Origin of the sequence: Bdellovibrio bacteriovorus (genome assembly GCF_001592745.1) — a bacterium.
In the GTDB taxonomy this organism is placed as follows: Bacteria; Bdellovibrionota; Bdellovibrionia; order Bdellovibrionales; family Bdellovibrionaceae; genus Bdellovibrio; species Bdellovibrio bacteriovorus_B.
Window position 1 is genome coordinate 142,787 of sequence record NZ_LUKD01000001.1, and the last position, 15,759, is coordinate 158,545.

General features: G+C 45.4%; 18 protein-coding genes. 16 read left to right on the forward strand and 2 right to left on the reverse strand.

From position 1 onward, the window contains the following. The 8 genes from ccoN (at position 1) to AZI87_RS00670 (ending at position 7,457) form a co-directional block, all read left to right on the forward strand. On the forward strand, positions 1–2,049 hold the full coding sequence (gene ccoN, locus AZI87_RS00640) for a cytochrome-c oxidase, cbb3-type subunit I (RefSeq protein WP_437435058.1): 2,049 nt from the start codon (positions 1–3) through the stop codon (positions 2,047–2,049). Then, positions 2,046–2,216 carry a CcoQ/FixQ family Cbb3-type cytochrome c oxidase assembly chaperone gene (locus AZI87_RS17945; protein WP_081112085.1) on the forward strand — a complete coding sequence of 57 codons (171 nt, stop codon included), beginning with the start codon at positions 2,046–2,048 and terminating at the stop codon, positions 2,214–2,216. Before ccoN ends, AZI87_RS17945 begins: the two co-directional genes overlap by 4 nt. Then, the gene (locus AZI87_RS00645; protein WP_063204528.1) at positions 2,213–2,779 is read left to right on the forward strand and encodes a cbb3-type cytochrome c oxidase N-terminal domain-containing protein; all 567 of its coding nucleotides are present in this window, start codon (positions 2,213–2,215) and stop codon (positions 2,777–2,779) included. The genes AZI87_RS17945 and AZI87_RS00645 overlap by 4 nt, the downstream gene beginning before the upstream one ends. An 8-nt stretch (positions 2,780–2,787) precedes the next feature. Then, positions 2,788–4,185: a cytochrome c oxidase accessory protein CcoG gene (gene ccoG / locus AZI87_RS00650; protein ID WP_063204529.1), complete on the forward strand. Its 1,398-nt coding sequence runs from the start codon at positions 2,788–2,790 to the stop codon at positions 4,183–4,185. Beyond that, a complete protein-coding gene (locus tag AZI87_RS00655; RefSeq protein WP_063204530.1) occupies positions 4,182–4,811 on the forward strand; it encodes a sulfite exporter TauE/SafE family protein in 630 nt (209 codons plus the stop codon). Before ccoG ends, AZI87_RS00655 begins: the two co-directional genes overlap by 4 nt. 33 nt (positions 4,812–4,844) lie before the next feature. Continuing rightward, a complete protein-coding gene (locus AZI87_RS00660) occupies positions 4,845–5,567 on the forward strand; it encodes a hypothetical protein (protein WP_155722470.1) in 723 nt (240 codons plus the stop codon). Between the two features lie 214 nt (positions 5,568–5,781). Next, a complete protein-coding gene (locus AZI87_RS00665; RefSeq protein ID WP_063204532.1) occupies positions 5,782–7,128 on the forward strand; it encodes an OmpA family protein in 1,347 nt (448 codons plus the stop codon). Positions 7,129–7,139: 11 nt separating this feature from the next. After that, entirely contained in the window at positions 7,140–7,457 is a 318-nt protein-coding gene (locus AZI87_RS00670; protein WP_063204533.1) for a hypothetical protein, read from the forward strand. Between the two features lie 18 nt (positions 7,458–7,475). Here AZI87_RS00670 and AZI87_RS00675 read toward each other — a convergent pair whose 3' ends face one another. Beyond that, a complete protein-coding gene (locus AZI87_RS00675; protein WP_253696283.1) occupies positions 7,476–8,153 on the reverse strand; it encodes a protein-L-isoaspartate O-methyltransferase family protein in 678 nt (225 codons plus the stop codon). On the opposite strand from AZI87_RS00675, the gene AZI87_RS00680 reads away from it, so the two are divergent. The 4 genes from AZI87_RS00680 to gltS all read left to right on the forward strand — a co-directional run bounded on the left by AZI87_RS00680 (position 8,152) and on the right by gltS (position 11,780). After that, positions 8,152–9,153, forward strand: coding sequence for a hydrogen peroxide-inducible genes activator (locus AZI87_RS00680; protein WP_253696285.1), 1,002 nt, complete (start codon positions 8,152–8,154; stop codon positions 9,151–9,153). The genes AZI87_RS00675 and AZI87_RS00680 overlap by 2 nt on opposite strands. A gap of 117 nt (positions 9,154–9,270) precedes the next feature. Further along, positions 9,271–9,780 carry a Dps family protein gene (locus tag AZI87_RS00685; RefSeq protein WP_063204535.1) on the forward strand — a complete coding sequence of 170 codons (510 nt, stop codon included), beginning with the start codon at positions 9,271–9,273 and terminating at the stop codon, positions 9,778–9,780. A gap of 30 nt (positions 9,781–9,810) precedes the next feature. Then, positions 9,811–10,551, forward strand: coding sequence for a ZIP family metal transporter (locus AZI87_RS00690; RefSeq protein WP_063204536.1), 741 nt, complete (start codon positions 9,811–9,813; stop codon positions 10,549–10,551). Between the two features lie 47 nt (positions 10,552–10,598). Beyond that, positions 10,599–11,780 carry a sodium/glutamate symporter gene (gltS, locus tag AZI87_RS00695; protein WP_063204537.1) on the forward strand — a complete coding sequence of 394 codons (1,182 nt, stop codon included), beginning with the start codon at positions 10,599–10,601 and terminating at the stop codon, positions 11,778–11,780. 1 nt (position 11,781) lies between these two features. Here the strand turns inward: gltS and AZI87_RS00700 are convergent, their stop codons facing one another. Continuing rightward, a complete protein-coding gene (locus AZI87_RS00700) occupies positions 11,782–12,039 on the reverse strand; it encodes a KH domain-containing protein (protein ID WP_253696287.1) in 258 nt (85 codons plus the stop codon). A gap of 312 nt (positions 12,040–12,351) precedes the next feature. On the opposite strand from AZI87_RS00700, the gene AZI87_RS00705 reads away from it, so the two are divergent. The 4 genes from AZI87_RS00705 (at position 12,352) to AZI87_RS00720 (ending at position 15,727) form a co-directional block, all read left to right on the forward strand. Next, complete coding sequence (locus tag AZI87_RS00705) at positions 12,352–13,443, forward strand: Rieske 2Fe-2S domain-containing protein (RefSeq protein ID WP_063204539.1); 1,092 nt, start codon at positions 12,352–12,354, stop codon at positions 13,441–13,443. A 109-nt stretch (positions 13,444–13,552) separates the two neighbouring features. Beyond that, complete coding sequence (locus tag AZI87_RS00710) at positions 13,553–13,942, forward strand: hypothetical protein (RefSeq protein WP_253696289.1); 390 nt, start codon at positions 13,553–13,555, stop codon at positions 13,940–13,942. Positions 13,943–14,085: 143 nt separating this feature from the next. Beyond that, positions 14,086–14,910, forward strand: coding sequence for a DUF6279 family lipoprotein (locus AZI87_RS00715; protein ID WP_063204540.1), 825 nt, complete (start codon positions 14,086–14,088; stop codon positions 14,908–14,910). 58 nt (positions 14,911–14,968) lie between these two features. After that, positions 14,969–15,727: a protein-glutamine glutaminase family protein gene (locus AZI87_RS00720; protein WP_063204541.1), complete on the forward strand. Its 759-nt coding sequence runs from the start codon at positions 14,969–14,971 to the stop codon at positions 15,725–15,727. Positions 15,728–15,759 lie beyond the last annotated feature (32 nt).

Here is a 15,759-nt window from a genome sequence, read left to right on the forward strand (position 1 = left end):
ATGATCTGGGCAGGAGCGGCTTTCTTATTTGGACTTATCGCAGCCTTGCAGTTGGCTTATTGGCCGATGAATGCGAATCTAGAATGGATCACATTCGGACGACTTCGTCCCCTGCATACGAATGCGGCGATCTTTGCCTTTGCAGGTAACGCGATCTTTGCCGGGATTTACCATTCTTCGCAAAGACTTCTGAAAACACGTATGTTCTCGGATGTGCTTTCAAAAATGCATTTCTGGGGTTGGCAGCTGATCATTCTTGCTGCAGCAATCACACTGCCGCTGGGATACACGCAGTCTAAAGAATACGCCGAGCTTGAGTGGCCGATCGACATTGCGATCACAGTAGTCTGGGTTATCTTTGCTGTGAACTTCTTCGGAACAATCCGCCAACGTCGTGAAAAACACATGTATGTGGCGATCTGGTTCTATATCGCCACGATTATCACAGTGGCGGTTTTACACATCGTAAACTCGATTGAAATTCCGGTGGGAATGCTTCAGTCGTACCCGGTGTATGCAGGTATTCAAGATGCCTTGGTGCAATGGTGGTACGGTCATAACGCGGTGGCCTTCTTCCTAACAACACCTTTCCTGGGTTTGATGTATTACTATGTACCGAAAGCCGCAAATCGCCCGGTGTACTCGTACCGCTTGTCGATTGTGCATTTCTGGTCGCTCGTATTTATTTATATCTGGGCCGGTCCTCACCATCTTCTTTACACATCCCTTCCTGAATGGGCGCAAACTCTGGGAATGATTTTCTCTGTGATGCTGTGGGCTCCGTCTTGGGGTGGTATGATCAACGGTCTTTTGACTTTGAAAGGATCTTGGCATCTTCTTCGTACCGAGCCGCTGATTAAATTCTTCGTAGCAGCTTTAACATTCTACGGAATGTCCACTTTTGAAGGTCCCCTTCTTTCTATCAAATCTGTTTCTGCTTTAGGTCACTACACAGATTGGATTGTGGGTCACGTTCATGCGGGGGCTTTGGGTTGGAATGGTTTCTTGTCATTCGGGATGATTTACTATCTGGTTCCTCGCCTTTGGAAGACAGAACTTTACTCTAAAAAACTTTTGGAAAATCACTTCTGGATCAGTTTGACAGGGGTTCTACTTTACTACATCTCGATGGTGGTCGCGGGTATCACTCAAGGTTTGATGTGGCGAGCGGTCACTCCGGAAGGTCAATTGGTGTATCCAGATTTTATCGAGACCGTGGTTCGCATCGTACCTCTTTACTGGGTGCGCGCACTAGGTGGTGCTTTGTTCATCATTGGTTTCTTCATGATGGCTTACAACATCTATAAAACTATTAAAAAAGCTCCGAAAGCTGTTGAGCAAACTTCTTACGAAGTACAAAGAACAGGTTTTGACGAGCAAACTCAAGATACTCACAGAAAATTAGAAGGAATGGGCTTCACTTTCTCCGTTCTTGCTTTCTTGGCTATCATTGTGGGTTCGATTATTGAAATTTATCCGACACTTTCTTTGCACCGCTATGTGAACCCAGCGAATATCGTTGAGCCGCATACGCCGCTGGAAATTGCGGGCCGTGATATCTATATCCGTGAAGGATGTTACGTATGTCACTCTCAACAAATCCGTCCCATTGCATCCGAGGTCCTTCGCTACGGAAAGGCATCGACTGTTGAAGAGTCCATGTACGACCGTCCCTTCCAATGGGGCTCAAAACGTACAGGTCCAGACTTGGCGCGCTTAGGAAAGAAATATCCAAATCTTTGGCACTATAGCCATATGATCGACCCACGTGCCGTAACTCCAAAGAGCATCATGCCAAGCTATCCTTGGTTGGTTGAAAAGAACACGGACTTCCTGGTTCTTCGCAAAAAACTTTCAGTGATGAGCAAACTGGGAGTCCCTTATGATTCTGAAGTCGTTGCGAACGCGGACATCCACGCGCAAAAACAAGCGCAAGAGATTGCGGCAGATTTAGAATCCAATGGGGCCCCTAAAGGTTTAGCTAAAAAAGAAATCGTGGCTTTGATCGCTTATCTTCAGTCTTTAGGACAGAAAGGGAAAGCTCAATGAAACAAGAAGGATTGAAATTCTTTACAGACACTTATTTGACATCCCTGGGGCTTTTGATTTTCTTCCTGTTCTTTGTCGGCGTGCTTATCTGGGTTTACCGCAAAAACAGCAGCAAAATCTATCACCGCATGGAACAACTACCGTTAACTGACGGAGACTCTTTATGAGCGACAAAGATCAAAAATTTCACGAATACGATGGCATCATAGAACATGACAACCCACTTCCTACTTGGTGGCTGTGGACGTTCTTTTTGACAATCATCTTTGCTTTTATCTACTACATTCATTACGAACTTGCGGGGGGACCAACCCTGCAAGATGAATTGAAAGTCGCGATGGCCGAGATCGAACAGGGAAAATCTTTGGCGCAAAGCTCAGCTCCGCTCGAGACGGAAGAAAGTCTTGCTGAAGATTTCAAAAAAGACGGACTTATCGATGTGGGTGCCGCGCAATTCACAGCAAAGTGTGCGGCTTGCCACGGCCAACAGTTAGAAGGCATGATTGGTCCGAACCTAACCGATAAGTTCTGGATCCACGGAAAAGGGACTCGTCTGGATATCGTTAAAGTGATTCGCGATGGTATTCCTGAAAAAGGAATGCCACCATGGGGACCTGTGCTTAAAAAAGAAGAACTCTATGCCGTCAGCGCTTACATCCTTTCTAAAAAGGGCTCAAGCCTTAAAGGAAAAGAACCGCAGGGCGAAGCGATAGAGGATTATTTGAAATAGGTAGTTTTATGAACAGACTGGATCCAGGAAAATTAACGAGTGTTGATGAAAATGGCGATCGCCTCTATTTAATCCCCGCAGAAGTGCGTGGATTTTTCAGAAAGCATCGCACCTGGAGCCAGTGTGTTTTATTATTGATTTTTTTGCTTCTTCCTTGGACCAGTATCAACGGTCATCAGACCATTCTGATTGATATTCCAAAAAGAGAGTTTGCGCTTTTTGGAATCCTTTTTCGCTCTCACGACGCTCCCCTTCTTTTCTTTGTCTTAGGAACTTTGACGTTGGGTCTTGCTTTCGTCACTTCCATTTGGGGAAGGGTTTGGTGTGGTTGGGCCTGCCCGCAGACCGTTTTTATTGATGCTGTTTTTCGTCGTATCGAACAGTGGGTCGAAGGATCTTACATTGAAAGACGTCGCCTTCGCGATGCACCCCTTTCCTGGAATAAATTTTCTAAAGTTTCTTTAAAGTGGTTTTTATTTTTTGTAGCCTCTTCGCTGATCGCCCATAGCTTTATGGCGTACTTTATCGGTGCCGTCGATCTTATGCACATGGTGCAAAACAGTCCCTTTCAAAACCCGACATATTTTATCTTAGTCATTTCGTTTACGGCCTTAGTGCTTTTCGACTTTGCGTGGTTCCGCGAACAGTTCTGCGTGATCATGTGTCCTTATGGTCGCATTCAATCCGTTTTGTTAGACAGTAAATCCTTAGCCGTGGTCTATGATGAAAAACGCGGCGAACCTCGCAAAGGCAGCGCTACAAAAGATAAAGTTGGTGACTGTGTTTCTTGCAATCGCTGCGTGCAGGTCTGCCCTACAGGAATTGATATTCGTAATGGGTTGCAGATGGAGTGCATCGCTTGCACGGCTTGTATCGATGCCTGCGACGAAATCATGGAGAAAGTGAAAAAGCCCAAAGGGCTTATCCGCTACGACACACTAGATGGAAGCAAAATCAATCTCAAAAAACCGCGATCTCTTATTTATATGGCCGCCATCATCGTGCTGGTCGCGGGACTTTCTTATGCCATCGGAACAAGGGAGTCGGCGCATTTTACAATCTTGCGTGGGGCGGGACTTCCGTACTCCTATGTTAAGAACAATGGGCAAGAATTGATTTTGAATCAATTCCGTATTCACATCCAAAATCAAAGCGGAAAAGAAGTGCTTTATAAACTCAGCTTAAGCCAGGATCTTTTGGAAAAAGGAGTTGAATTCAGTGTCGCTGAAAATCCTTTATCCTTAAAACCCGGCGACAGTCGTGAATGGTATTTCTTCGTGCGAATTCCCCCCGAACTTTTCAAAGTCAGTGATAAAATTAAGACAACGATTGAAATTCAAGATATCGGACCCGAAAAATCATTGAACAGCACTCGTGAGCTGATACTGGTGGGACCTCGACAATGACTTCAAGCACACTTCTGCTAGCACTGGGAATTCTTTCTGCCAGCTTCTTTGGGAGCTGGCACTGTGCTGCGATGTGTGGACCGATAGCAAGCCTGATGAGCGCGCGACGCTCCCTTCTTATGTACAATCTGGGGCGAGGCTGTGCCTATGTGCTGCTGGGAATCTTGGCCGGTTATTTGGGTCAGCTCTTTTTACAGAATGACTGGCGGATCTTTCGTTACGTAGGAGCAGGTCTTCTTGCAGCCGTATTAATTCTTTATGGACTTTCAATGCTTACACCTGTGGGATTCAAATTTCCCGCGTCGCATTTCATTCTTCCCGTGATTAAAAAAATTCAAGGTCGGTTCTTAAGCCGTTCGGGGTTCGTGATCGGTTTGCTAACGGCCTTTTTACCCTGTGGTTGGCTTTATACTTACGTTTTAGCCGCAGTCTCAACGAAAAGTCCTTGGGCCGGGGCCTTGGTTATGGGGTTATTCTGGTTGGGGGGCCTTCCCACCCTTAGTGCAGTTCCTTCGATGATTCGCACAACCATCGACCACGCAGGATTGCGGCATCAAAAAATTGCCGGAGGAATTCTGGTGATCTCTGGACTGTACTCTATTGCTAGTTTCATGTTTTTACATTGAATCCCGCAGTCCTTTGTTTACACTGGTTGTTCTATGGTAAACAAAATACTTATCCCAACAATGACAGCTTTATTATTAACTACTTCTGCTTTTGCTCAAGAGACAAAGTCAGAAAATACACCTGCAGCTCCAGCAACGCCCGAGGTTGCCGCTCCAACCACTCCTGCGGCGGAAGAAGTGCCCTCTACGGATCACAGCCAATGGCCACGCAGTCTTTGGGGTGTTTACGGTGGACTTGGACTTCCCCACGGTTTAAATGGCGGTATCGAGTTTTTAGATCAGTCGAAAACTTGGTCCGTAGCTTTAGACATAGGTGGCTTTTCTTTTAAACCTAAAGACGAAGAAAACGACAAAGAAGAGATTTCTTTAGGAAGTCTTGCGATTGAAGGTCGCTATCATCCTTTCACAAGTTCTTTTTACATCGCCGGTGCATTAGGAACTCAAGGAGTTGAAGCAAAAAAAACGGCTTCTTACAGCGGTCAATCCGTAACTCCAAAAGTTAAAATTGGGAACACTTTCTTAACGCCGAAAGTGGGTTGGTTCTGGCAATTCAATTCTGGCCTCAACTTTGGCGTCGAATTAGGCGCACAAATCCCGCTTTCGAAAAAAGTGGATGTTGAAGATGGCACAACAGATCCGGTGATCATCAATGACCCCGAGTACATTTCTAACAAGCAGGATGTTGTCGACATCGCTGAAAAATTAGGTGAACAAGTTCTGCCTCATGCGGCCGTTCGCATCGGTTACGCATTCTAAAAACGAATTATTTCCCATATTTTTTCTGTAAAAAAAGGAAGGGCTCCCCTTCCTTTTTTATTTCAAAATCCTCATAAACTTCCCTCGACGAAAACAAGAACTGTGCTATCAAACAGCAGGCGTCTAGAACGTATTAGGTTTAGCCTTAAATAAGATAAATCACACCTATCCTGGCGAACACCCTGGTGAACTTGCCAGCTAAAAGGAGATGCTTATGAGATCGCGTATCAATAAATACCTCGCGGCTCTGGTTCTAACACTAGCAGCTGCCGGCTGTGCAACGACGCCTCCCAACGTCACCTCGATTCCGAATAGCGCAAATCCTACGACGGAAATCGAAAAAACAGATCAGCTTTTGAAAGAGGCGCAAGATCGACAGGTCGACGCTCTTTCACCAGAAAATTATGCGGACGCTAAAAAAGCCTTAGACAAGGCCAAAGAGAAAAAAGCGAAAAACAAATCCAATGAAGATATCTTAGAGCAGGTTTCTTATTCACGAGCGTGGTTAGAACAAGCCAATTCTAAAGCAGAACTTGCGCAAACTTCGATGAAAGATATCACCGATGCGCGCGCCGGAGCTTTACGCGCCGGGGCTCCACAAATGTTTGAAAAGGATTGGAAGAAGGCAGACAAGCAACTTGAAAGCATTACGAAATCCATCGAAAAGGGAAACTTAAAACCGGCGGACAAAAAAGGTGAAGATCTGACAGCATTCTATCGTGACCTGGAAATCAAGTCAGTGAAAAAATCCCATCTGGAAAAAGCCGAAGACAATATCAAGTCAGCCAAAAAAGATGGTGCTGAAAAGCGAGCACCGAAAACTTACAGCCTGGCGCAAATGAAATATGAAAACGCGGAAAAGCTTATTAACTCGGATCCCCGTAATAGCGAGGCCATTCGTCGAGCTTCTGAGGATGCCAATCGCGAGTCGGTGCATTTATTGGATGTAACACGCAAAGTGAATGCAGGTAATACCGAAGATCTGGTTTTATTGTCCGAACGACAACAGCGAACTATTTCCAGTTTGAAAAACGAATACTCGTCAACGGAACAGGAACTGCAAAGCTCTCAACAACAGCTTAGCCAATCTGAACAAGAGCGAGTGGCCCTGGTTGGAAGACAAGCCGAGCTTGAAAAAACGCAAGAGCTTTCCGAAAAGGCCGACAAACTTCGTAAAGAATTCAAACCGAACGAAGCTGAAGTTTACGTTGAAAACGGTAAATTGATGGTCCGCCTTAAAGGCCTGCAATTTGCTTCTAACAAATCGACATTGAATCCGAAAAGTCAGGCATTACTAAAAAAAGTTGACGCGGCTTTGACGGATATTGACGCCAGCAAAGTGACAGTTGAAGGGCACACGGACTCCACAGGTTCTTTCGAAAAAAATAAAGAGCTTTCTGAACAACGTGCCGAAGCTGTGCAAAAATATCTGGTCACTAATGGAGCTGTGGCTGAAGAAAAAGTGGAAGCTGTCGGGGTGGGGCCTGAAAAACCCATCAGTGACAACACCACTCCTCAAGGCCGTGCGCAAAACAGACGTATCGACCTTGTTATTGAGTAAGGAGGTACCGTATGGCAACACACCTTCCAGGATGGACCGATCTAAAAAGAGAGCTCATGGAAAAATGGCATGAGCTTAAAGAACGGGACCTTGAGGAAACTCGAGGCAACGCACAGTCCATCGTCGATCTACTGGAAAAAAAGGTGGGTCTGGCCATGGATGAAGCTAGCGAGAAATTCGCAGAAATAGCCTCTCACTATCACCTTTATGACGAACCCGAAGAACGTCCGGAAGACCTCACAAAGGATAAGAAAGAGAGAGTGCTAGAGTTGAAGCCCAAAAAACCGGCGAATCGTGATCGTAAACCGAAAGACGATTTTTTAGCTTAGTGACCGGGTCCTGCTCACCTACGCAGGGGATGCATCCGTGTCCCCTGCACTTTTTCGAATCACAGAAACAAAAGAACAAGGAATAGTCTGAAGGATGAGGGGCTTTCCGTTTTCTTGTTTTTCAATCAACTCTAAAAAGTCGTAGCCTAAATCATTCTCTCGAACGAAGACCATGAGGCCTCCGACTTTGAGTTGATCAAATAAGATATTAGGAAATTCAGCGGAGCCCGCAGTGAAAATCACCCGGTCATAAGGCGCTTCGGACGTGTCGCCCTCGAAGCCATCCCCCAGTTTTACCAGCGCATTGAAGATTTTATTCTGCTCTAGATACTTTTGCGCCCGCACGGCCAATTCAGGAATCACTTCCACCGAAACAACTTTTCCGGTTTCGCCCACAAGGTAGGCCAACATCGCGGTATTCCATCCACTGCCCGAACCCAACTCGAAAACACGGTGCCCCTGTTGCAGGTTCATCATATCTAAAATTTTCAACACGAAGCTTGGTTGAGAAATCGTGGACAAGAACGGAGGCTTATTCCAAAGAAGCAACGGATGATCCGAGTACGCCTCAGCAACTGTGTATTCCGGCACGCAGAGATGACGTGGATAACGGTAAAATGCTTCTACCACTTTCTCTGAAAGAGGAAGTGACTTATCCAAGACACGCTTTTGATACTGCTCGATTCGCGTAGGCATGATTAAGCTTGCAATGTTTTTGGCGAAGGAACAAGCTTGTATCATGACACTGACTCAACTGGAATACATTCTTGCTGTCGCCGATACGGGAAGTTTTAGCCACGCCGCCCGCCAATGCCATGTCACACAACCTACATTGAGCATGCAGATCCAAAAATTAGAAGAAGAACTTGGCGTTGTTCTTTTTGATCGCACCAAGCAACCGATTAAAGCAACGTCTATCGGCGAAGAAATTGTTCTGCAAGCCCGCCTTGTTGTCCGGGATGCGCAACACTTAAAAGAAATCGTCGATGATGCAAAGGGCACATTAAAAGGTGAATTGCGTATCGGCATTATTCCAACCCTGGCACCTTACCTTCTGCCCCTCTTTCTAAAGAAAATGAAAGATCTTTATAAAAACCTTCATCTGACTTTTGAAGAAATTCAAACAGAGACGATGGTAGAGCGTATTCGCAATCACAGCCTGGATCTGGGAATTGTAGTGACGCCGATTGATGATCTGAATATCGCAAATCATGTTTTATTTTATGAGCCTTTCAGTGCTTACTTCGCCAAAGGCCACCCGCTTTTAGACAAAAAAACTATCGATGAAAAAGATCTTTCCGTTGACGATGTCTTATTGCTAAACGAAGGTCACTGTTTTCGCGAACAAAGTCTGGCACTTTGTCGTAACAAAAAACAGATTGTCTCTGCGGATCGGACTTTCACCTTTGAAAGTGGCAGTTTAGAAACGTTGAAGAAACTTGTAGATCAGGGTGAACACTTCACTTTGCTTCCATGGCTCGCGACCTTGGATGTGCAAGATAAGAAGCGCTTAAGAAACTTTTCAGATCCCGTGCCAACTCGGGAAGTCAGTCTCATTCATGGACCGCACTTTCAAAGAAAGGCTCTGCTAAAAGCCCTCATTGAAAACATAAAGAAAAACCTGCCCGAAGGTTTAAGCTCAGTTCGATCTAAAAATCAATTAAAGGTGGATAACCCGCTCGGCAGTCTCAAATAGTTTTCATCTATGCTGACCATTGACATATAGATTTTTCCTATAGGCTCTATAGAAAAGAAGAACTGTTCAATATTCTCACTTTTTTCTATCCTATTGTTATACAGGAGGAATTCTTTTATGAGATCACAATCAGCACATTCAACAAAAGAACAAGCTCGCAACCTACGTCCTGTGCAAGGGGAAGAGGTTGATACCGCCAGCGTGGTAGAAACACTCAAGAAAACTCTTTCTGATGAATATTTTCTTTATCTAAAAACTCAAAGCTGCCACTGGAATGTGGAAGGTCCTTTATTTTTCTCTCTTCATAAACTTTTTGAAGAACAGTACGAAGAACTTGCTGAGTATGTTGATCGCACAGCCGAAGTTGTACGCGCATTGAAGTCTCGTGCTCCTGGCTCTTTCAAGGAATTTAAAGAGTTCTCTTCTATTCAAGAAGCTTCGGACAAGATGAATGCAAATCAAATGATAGACGTGCTTAGCCAAGACCACACCAATATGGCGATCGCGCTCAAGTCACGTTTAGAGATTGCCGAAGATGCAGAAGAAACCAGTGCTGTGACATTGTATGAAGACTTGATTGGCTTCCATGAAAAAGCGGCTTGGATGATTCGCAGTCACCGTTCTTAATAGTTTTAGAAAATAGCCAGAGGGGCTTTTATGGGCAGTGCATTGATGGGTTTAGCGGCAGGGATTATCACAGGTGGATCAACCATGCTGGGGGCCTTGCCTATTCTTAAAAAAGAAAGCAAAGCCTGGAATCCATGGAGAAGCCTGAACCTGGATTTTGCGATAGGAATGATGCTGGCGGCGGCAGCCTTTAACTTGATCGGTCCTGCCTACAGCTCAACATCAGGAGCACTCGGGGTTTCACTGGCTTTACTTTTAGGCATCGTCTCGATCTATGGACTGAGTCACTTTATCCATAGTTTTTCTCCCACTCAGTATTCATTGCACCGTCGTGCTTGGTTGTTTGTTACGGCGATGATGCTCCACAATTTGCCTGAAGGCCTAGCCTCGGGTGCGGCACTCAGTGCAGATACACTTTCACAAGCCAACGGTTGGACCGTTGTGGGCGCCATTGTATTTCAAAACTTCCCTGAAGGGCTTGCCACCGCAGCGGCGTTTCTTTCGATTGGACTTTCTCGTCGTGCAGCTTTCTTTGGTGCGGCAATGACGGGAGTTATGGAAATCGTAGGTGGTGCAGCAGGGGGAATTTTTGCTTCGATGACGAACGCCTCTCTTCCTTACATTTTGGCGTTCGCAGGCGGCGCGATGATCAGCGTGACCTTAGAGGAAATCTTTGCGAAGTTGAAAGAAACAAACATGCGCTATCTTTATCAGAAAGAATTCGTTTTAGGCGCGATGTCGGTGGTTGTGATGAATTGGATCATCCAATAACGCAACCTTCCAAGACACGGTGCTGTGATTCCGCTTACGCTATGTGAATGGAATTAACAGCACTGCAAACTTTAGCGTTCTCAGCCCTGGTCGTCTATTTTGGTCGCTTCTTAAAAAAGAAGATTCACTTTATTGAAAAATACAATCTGCCTTCACCGGTCATCGGTGGCTTTGTCGTCGCGTCGGTTTTAGCGATTTTAAAAAGTTACGGAATTTTTGAAATCAAATTCACAAAAACATTCGAAGAAACACTGATGATCGCTTTTTTCGCTTCCATCGGTTACTCGGCCTCACTGAAACTTTTGAAAGAAGGCGGAAGAACTGTGGTGTTCTTTCTGGCTTTGACCGTCGGTGGTTTAGTACTACAGATTATTGCGGGCATAGGTGTCGCGAAACTGATGGGCTTACCGCCACTCATGGGTGTTTTAACGGGGGCCGTCTCTTTAACAGGAGGCCCCGGCACTTCTTTGGCATTTGGCCCTCTATTTGAAACGGCCGGTATCGAAGGAGCTTCCGTCATTGGATTGACAACCGCCATGGGAGGCATTCTTTTAGGAGGCCTGGTAGGTACTCCCCTAGCCACATATCTTATCAATAAACGTCGTTTGAAAGCTATTAGCGGCAGTGAAGTCGAAACGACAGCCGAAGCCCCGATGTTAACGGCGCGCGTGGGCAGTGATCTTCTTTATCACTTTCTAGCCATGGCGTTGATCATGGGCTTGGGCACAACGCTAAGTCCTTGGATCAACTCTTTGGGAGTCACTCTTCCGATCTATATCGGCTCTATGATTATCGCGGCTATAATGAGAAATATCGAAGATGTAAAACCCGTTTTTAAAATCAAGGCGGATTGGATTGAAGAAATTGGTGCGGTTTCACTGACACTTTTTATTGCCACCGCCATTATGTCATTAAAGCTGGATGAACTTCGCAATGCCGCCTTGCCAATTCTGATATTTTTAGCCGTGCAGGTTGTTTTGGTGGCGATCACTGCCTTGGGACCGGCGTTTTGGGTTGCCGGCAAGGACTATGAAGGTGCTATCATTAGCGCGGGATATGTCGGCTTTATGATGGGGACATCTGCCAATGCGATGGCCAATATGTCCTCGCTGGCTCAGAAGTATGGTCCAGCACCAAAGGCCTTTTTAGTGGTTCCTTTGGTGGGTTCGTGCTTCATTGATTTTATCAATGCCGCTTTAATCACCTTTTGCTTAAATTATTTTGGATAAATCAAACAACAAGTTCGATGATGGCGCGGAATCCGTGATTGCCCGCCATCGCACCAATGATATTACGTAATGACGTGATGTTCTTTCCCTGTGAACCAATCAACTTCCCACGAAACTCTTGCGGCAAAGTGACTTTGTAAATAGTCGTCTTTTCGCCAGCGTTGAAAGTCACCTCTACATTGTCGTAACAAGATGTCATTTCTTGAATCACACTTTGTAAAACTTTAGCCAAACGATCTCTAATTTCATTTTCCTGCATTACCGTATCCACTAGCACAAAATCATTCCTCCGCTCGAACATCTTCATCATGCTGATGTATGAAATCGCGAGCAATCATCACCTATATTTCTGGTCCACATTGTGTTCCACCAATATATCAGGACAACACCCCCAAAGTGTTAACACAAAGATGAACTTACCGACAGCGTTCGGTTAGCCATTTTTCAATCAGCACTTCCTCCTCTGAAAATCCGAATAAATACTATCATTGTTGTTAAAATCCAGTTTCACCTAAACACTTGCAAATTTGAAATCCCTTGCTTTAACAAAATATTTTGTTTGAAATAGGCCATGACTTCGAACTGGCATCGCGTTGGCGCTCTTTCTGACCTGAAAACCAAACCTCTTCAACAAGTGGAGGTGGGTAAAACAAAAATCGCATTGATATACCGTGACAATAAATTCAGTGCGATTTCCGGGACATGCAATCACGTTGGCGGTCCCTTAGGTGAAGGGCGTCTGGAAGGTGATTACGTCGTCTGCCCTTGGCACTACTACAAGTTCCATTATCAAACCGGCGAAGGCGAACCCGGATTTGAATGCGATAAGGTTGCCAGCTACTCCGTGAAAGAGGTCGATGACGACCTTTGGGTTGATCTTAATCCTGCATCACCTCGCCACATGGAACCTCACGCACCTCATCCTTTGGCCCGCACACCAGAGCGTGTTGGTGGTCCGTTGCGTATTATGGGGATTTCAACCACCGTCATGGATTCAAAGAATCCACGGGTTTCGACTTCAGAGCTTCTTTTAGATGCCGCCTTGAAATATGCTCAAAACAAAGGTTACGAAACTCATCTTCACACTTTGCGCGATTTACAGTTTCGTCACTGTGAAGGATTTTATTCCAAGGCTGCCAGGGCTTGCACATGGCCTTGCTCCATCACGCAGATGGATCCCCATGACCAACTCGAAAAAGTGTATGAGGATATTGTTCATTGGGCTGATGTGATCCTTGTGGCGACTCCGATTCGTTGGGGATCGGCAAGCTCGCTTTACTATAAATTGGCGGAGCGACTGAACTGCATTCAAAACCAAATCACCACCCACAACAATCAGCTCATCTGCAATAAAGTCGCGGGATTTATCATCACCGGCGGACAAGACAATGTTCAGGCTGTTGCAGGCCAGATGATGGGCTTTTTCTCAGAATTAGGTTTTCATCTTCCACCATTCCCGTTCATCGCACACTCCTTGGGCTGGAGCATGGAAAATATGGAACGCAATGTTCGTTACGTCCAAAAAAGTCAGGCACTTATTGAGTCTGCTGAGGAACTTCTAGATCGCGCTGCAGGTCTTGCGAGCTCATTGATCGCCTCTCATGATGCGCACCATTTGCACCATCGCGCCGGCAGAAAAGGCGAAAAGATTCTAGCCGACTAAGCACGCTGAGGCCTATTTGGTCCCCTGTCAAAGATTCAAACACTTCATAGCCTCTAATCCGTTTATTAAGCGGAATAGGACTTGCTTTGACTTTCTTCCAGGAGGCCTTATGCGTCGCTGGAGTTTGATTCTTTTTGCTTTTTTCACCGCGTTTCAAGCTTATAGCTCCAGCGCTTTGGCTTGCCATTGTATCGCCGACCCTTATTCAAAGAAGTACATCTATTACAAAAAAACCTGGTATGGCACCAAACGCAAATGGACTTGTGAATACAAGTGCCAGGATATGCGCCAGCAACAGACTGTTGTCATAGGCACACATGAGAATTGGTATGTATCGGACAAGGGATTAGAAGGCATTTGTGATGGCCTTCATTACGTGAACCGTTACAATAACTACGTCAGAGACTTCGTCTGGACCTTTGATGAAGCCCGCCATTTTGACGCTTCGGATTCGACATCGGCTGAACTTAAAGCATGGAATGCAGAAAAGTGCCGCTAGGCCCAACGGAGGTCTGGCTTTTCCTGCCTTTTTTCCCCGGCAAAGAAAGATTTGTTAAAATTTTTGGAAGGAGTTTCTTCGTAAACCGAGTCCTTCTTCCAAGCATTCGCCCCATTTGACGAACTCGCCAGCCGAAAACAAGAATGAAAAGATTCATTTTAATTGCGTGTGCCGTCAGCGTCTCTGCCTGTGCCCGTATGGATATTGCCGTGAACTGGGCAGACACCTTTATTGCCGGCCGTGTGGATGACTATTTCGATATTTCTTCTGAGCAAAGCAAAAATCTTAAAAAATCACTTCAAGGTGACTTCAAAAAAATCAAAAGCGACGTTCTTCCACAATGGATTGACAGTGCTAAGCAGTTAGAAAAAGACGTCGCGAATAACGCGCTGGATGAGCATAAAGTCAATACGGCATTTGATCTTGTGATGAAAAATGTAGAACACTTCACGTCTCATTTTTCTAAGACGGCCGTCGACTTTATCGCCTCTACAGATGGTGAGCAGCTGAGCTACTTTCAAAAGTCCTTTAAAGAAAAGAATGAAGATGATTTAAAAGACATTCAATCCAGGAAATACGAAAAAAACCAGAAGAAGCGCTATTTCAAATATTTTGAAATGTTCATTGGAGATCTTTCCGATGAACAAACCGCTTTGATCGAAAAACACTTGAAAGAGTCCCCGTATCCAGCCGAACTCAAAATTAAAAACCGCGAGCATGTCTTTCACGTGTTCATGCAAAAGCGAACTCAACCCGAAGAGCTTAAAAACTTTGTTGCCAGGTTCTCGCAGCAGCCCGACGCCTATAATCTTCCAGAATACAATGAGGCCGTGAAAAACTATCAAGCTCAGTTGAAATCTCTGCTAACTCGGGTACTGACAACATTAAGTCCCAAGCAGAAAAAAGAGCTCTGTGACAATCTGCTTGAAAAAGTGGCTCAGTTAGAGAAAATTCGCGGCCGCTCTTAAGTCCAGTTCCCTTTGAATCTGCTGAAAATTCCAGGGCATTCCGCCGATAAGAAGAGCTATGAAAGTCATCTTGGCTCTTCTTGTTTTTTTCCAGTTCTCGCTCGCGTTCGCCCAGGACGATCTGCATTCTTTTGTAAAAGGCTTAGATACGACTTTAAAGCACGTCAATCGCTCAGAATCTCGCCCATGTGCTTCCTCCGCTTTAACTCCTTCTTCGGCCCAGGCGACGAAGTATCAGGGAAAAGATGTGACGGCCCTTTCAGAGGTCGAAGCACAAACTTTGTTTAAAGAAATGCAGTCACACACTGAAATTCCCTTTGATTTTGCCATTGCCGGCTGCGAAGAGCGTGCTCATGAGATGTCACGTTTGATGCTTTTAAAAGGAATTCGGCCTTTAAAGATGTTTGCATCCGTAGACGAGAATAAGTCTCCGCGCCTTGAAATACCGCATCCTAACGGCAAGGACAAACGACGCTGGAAATTTCACGTCGCCCCGCTCGTGATGGTCCGAATAAATGGCAAAGATGTGCCTTACATCATCGACCCATCTATGGAGAAAAAGGCCGTGCCACTGCAAGAATGGAAAAGACGTATGACTCTCCATGATCCAAAGATGCCGGTGATGATGGATGCGACAATCGCAGAACAGTACGATATTTCTGGCCGGTACGTGCGCCCATTCAGCGACGAAAACTGGAACCGCGCTAATCAAGAAAAACTCAAAGAATTTAAAGAGTATTCCAAAGATCCGGATGGAGAAAATAACTATCTTTTCCAAATGCAGCGCGATCTCGAACGCATGGATATGATGGACTAGTTGCCATTCGGCAAATCAAATTCTTGTTTGAA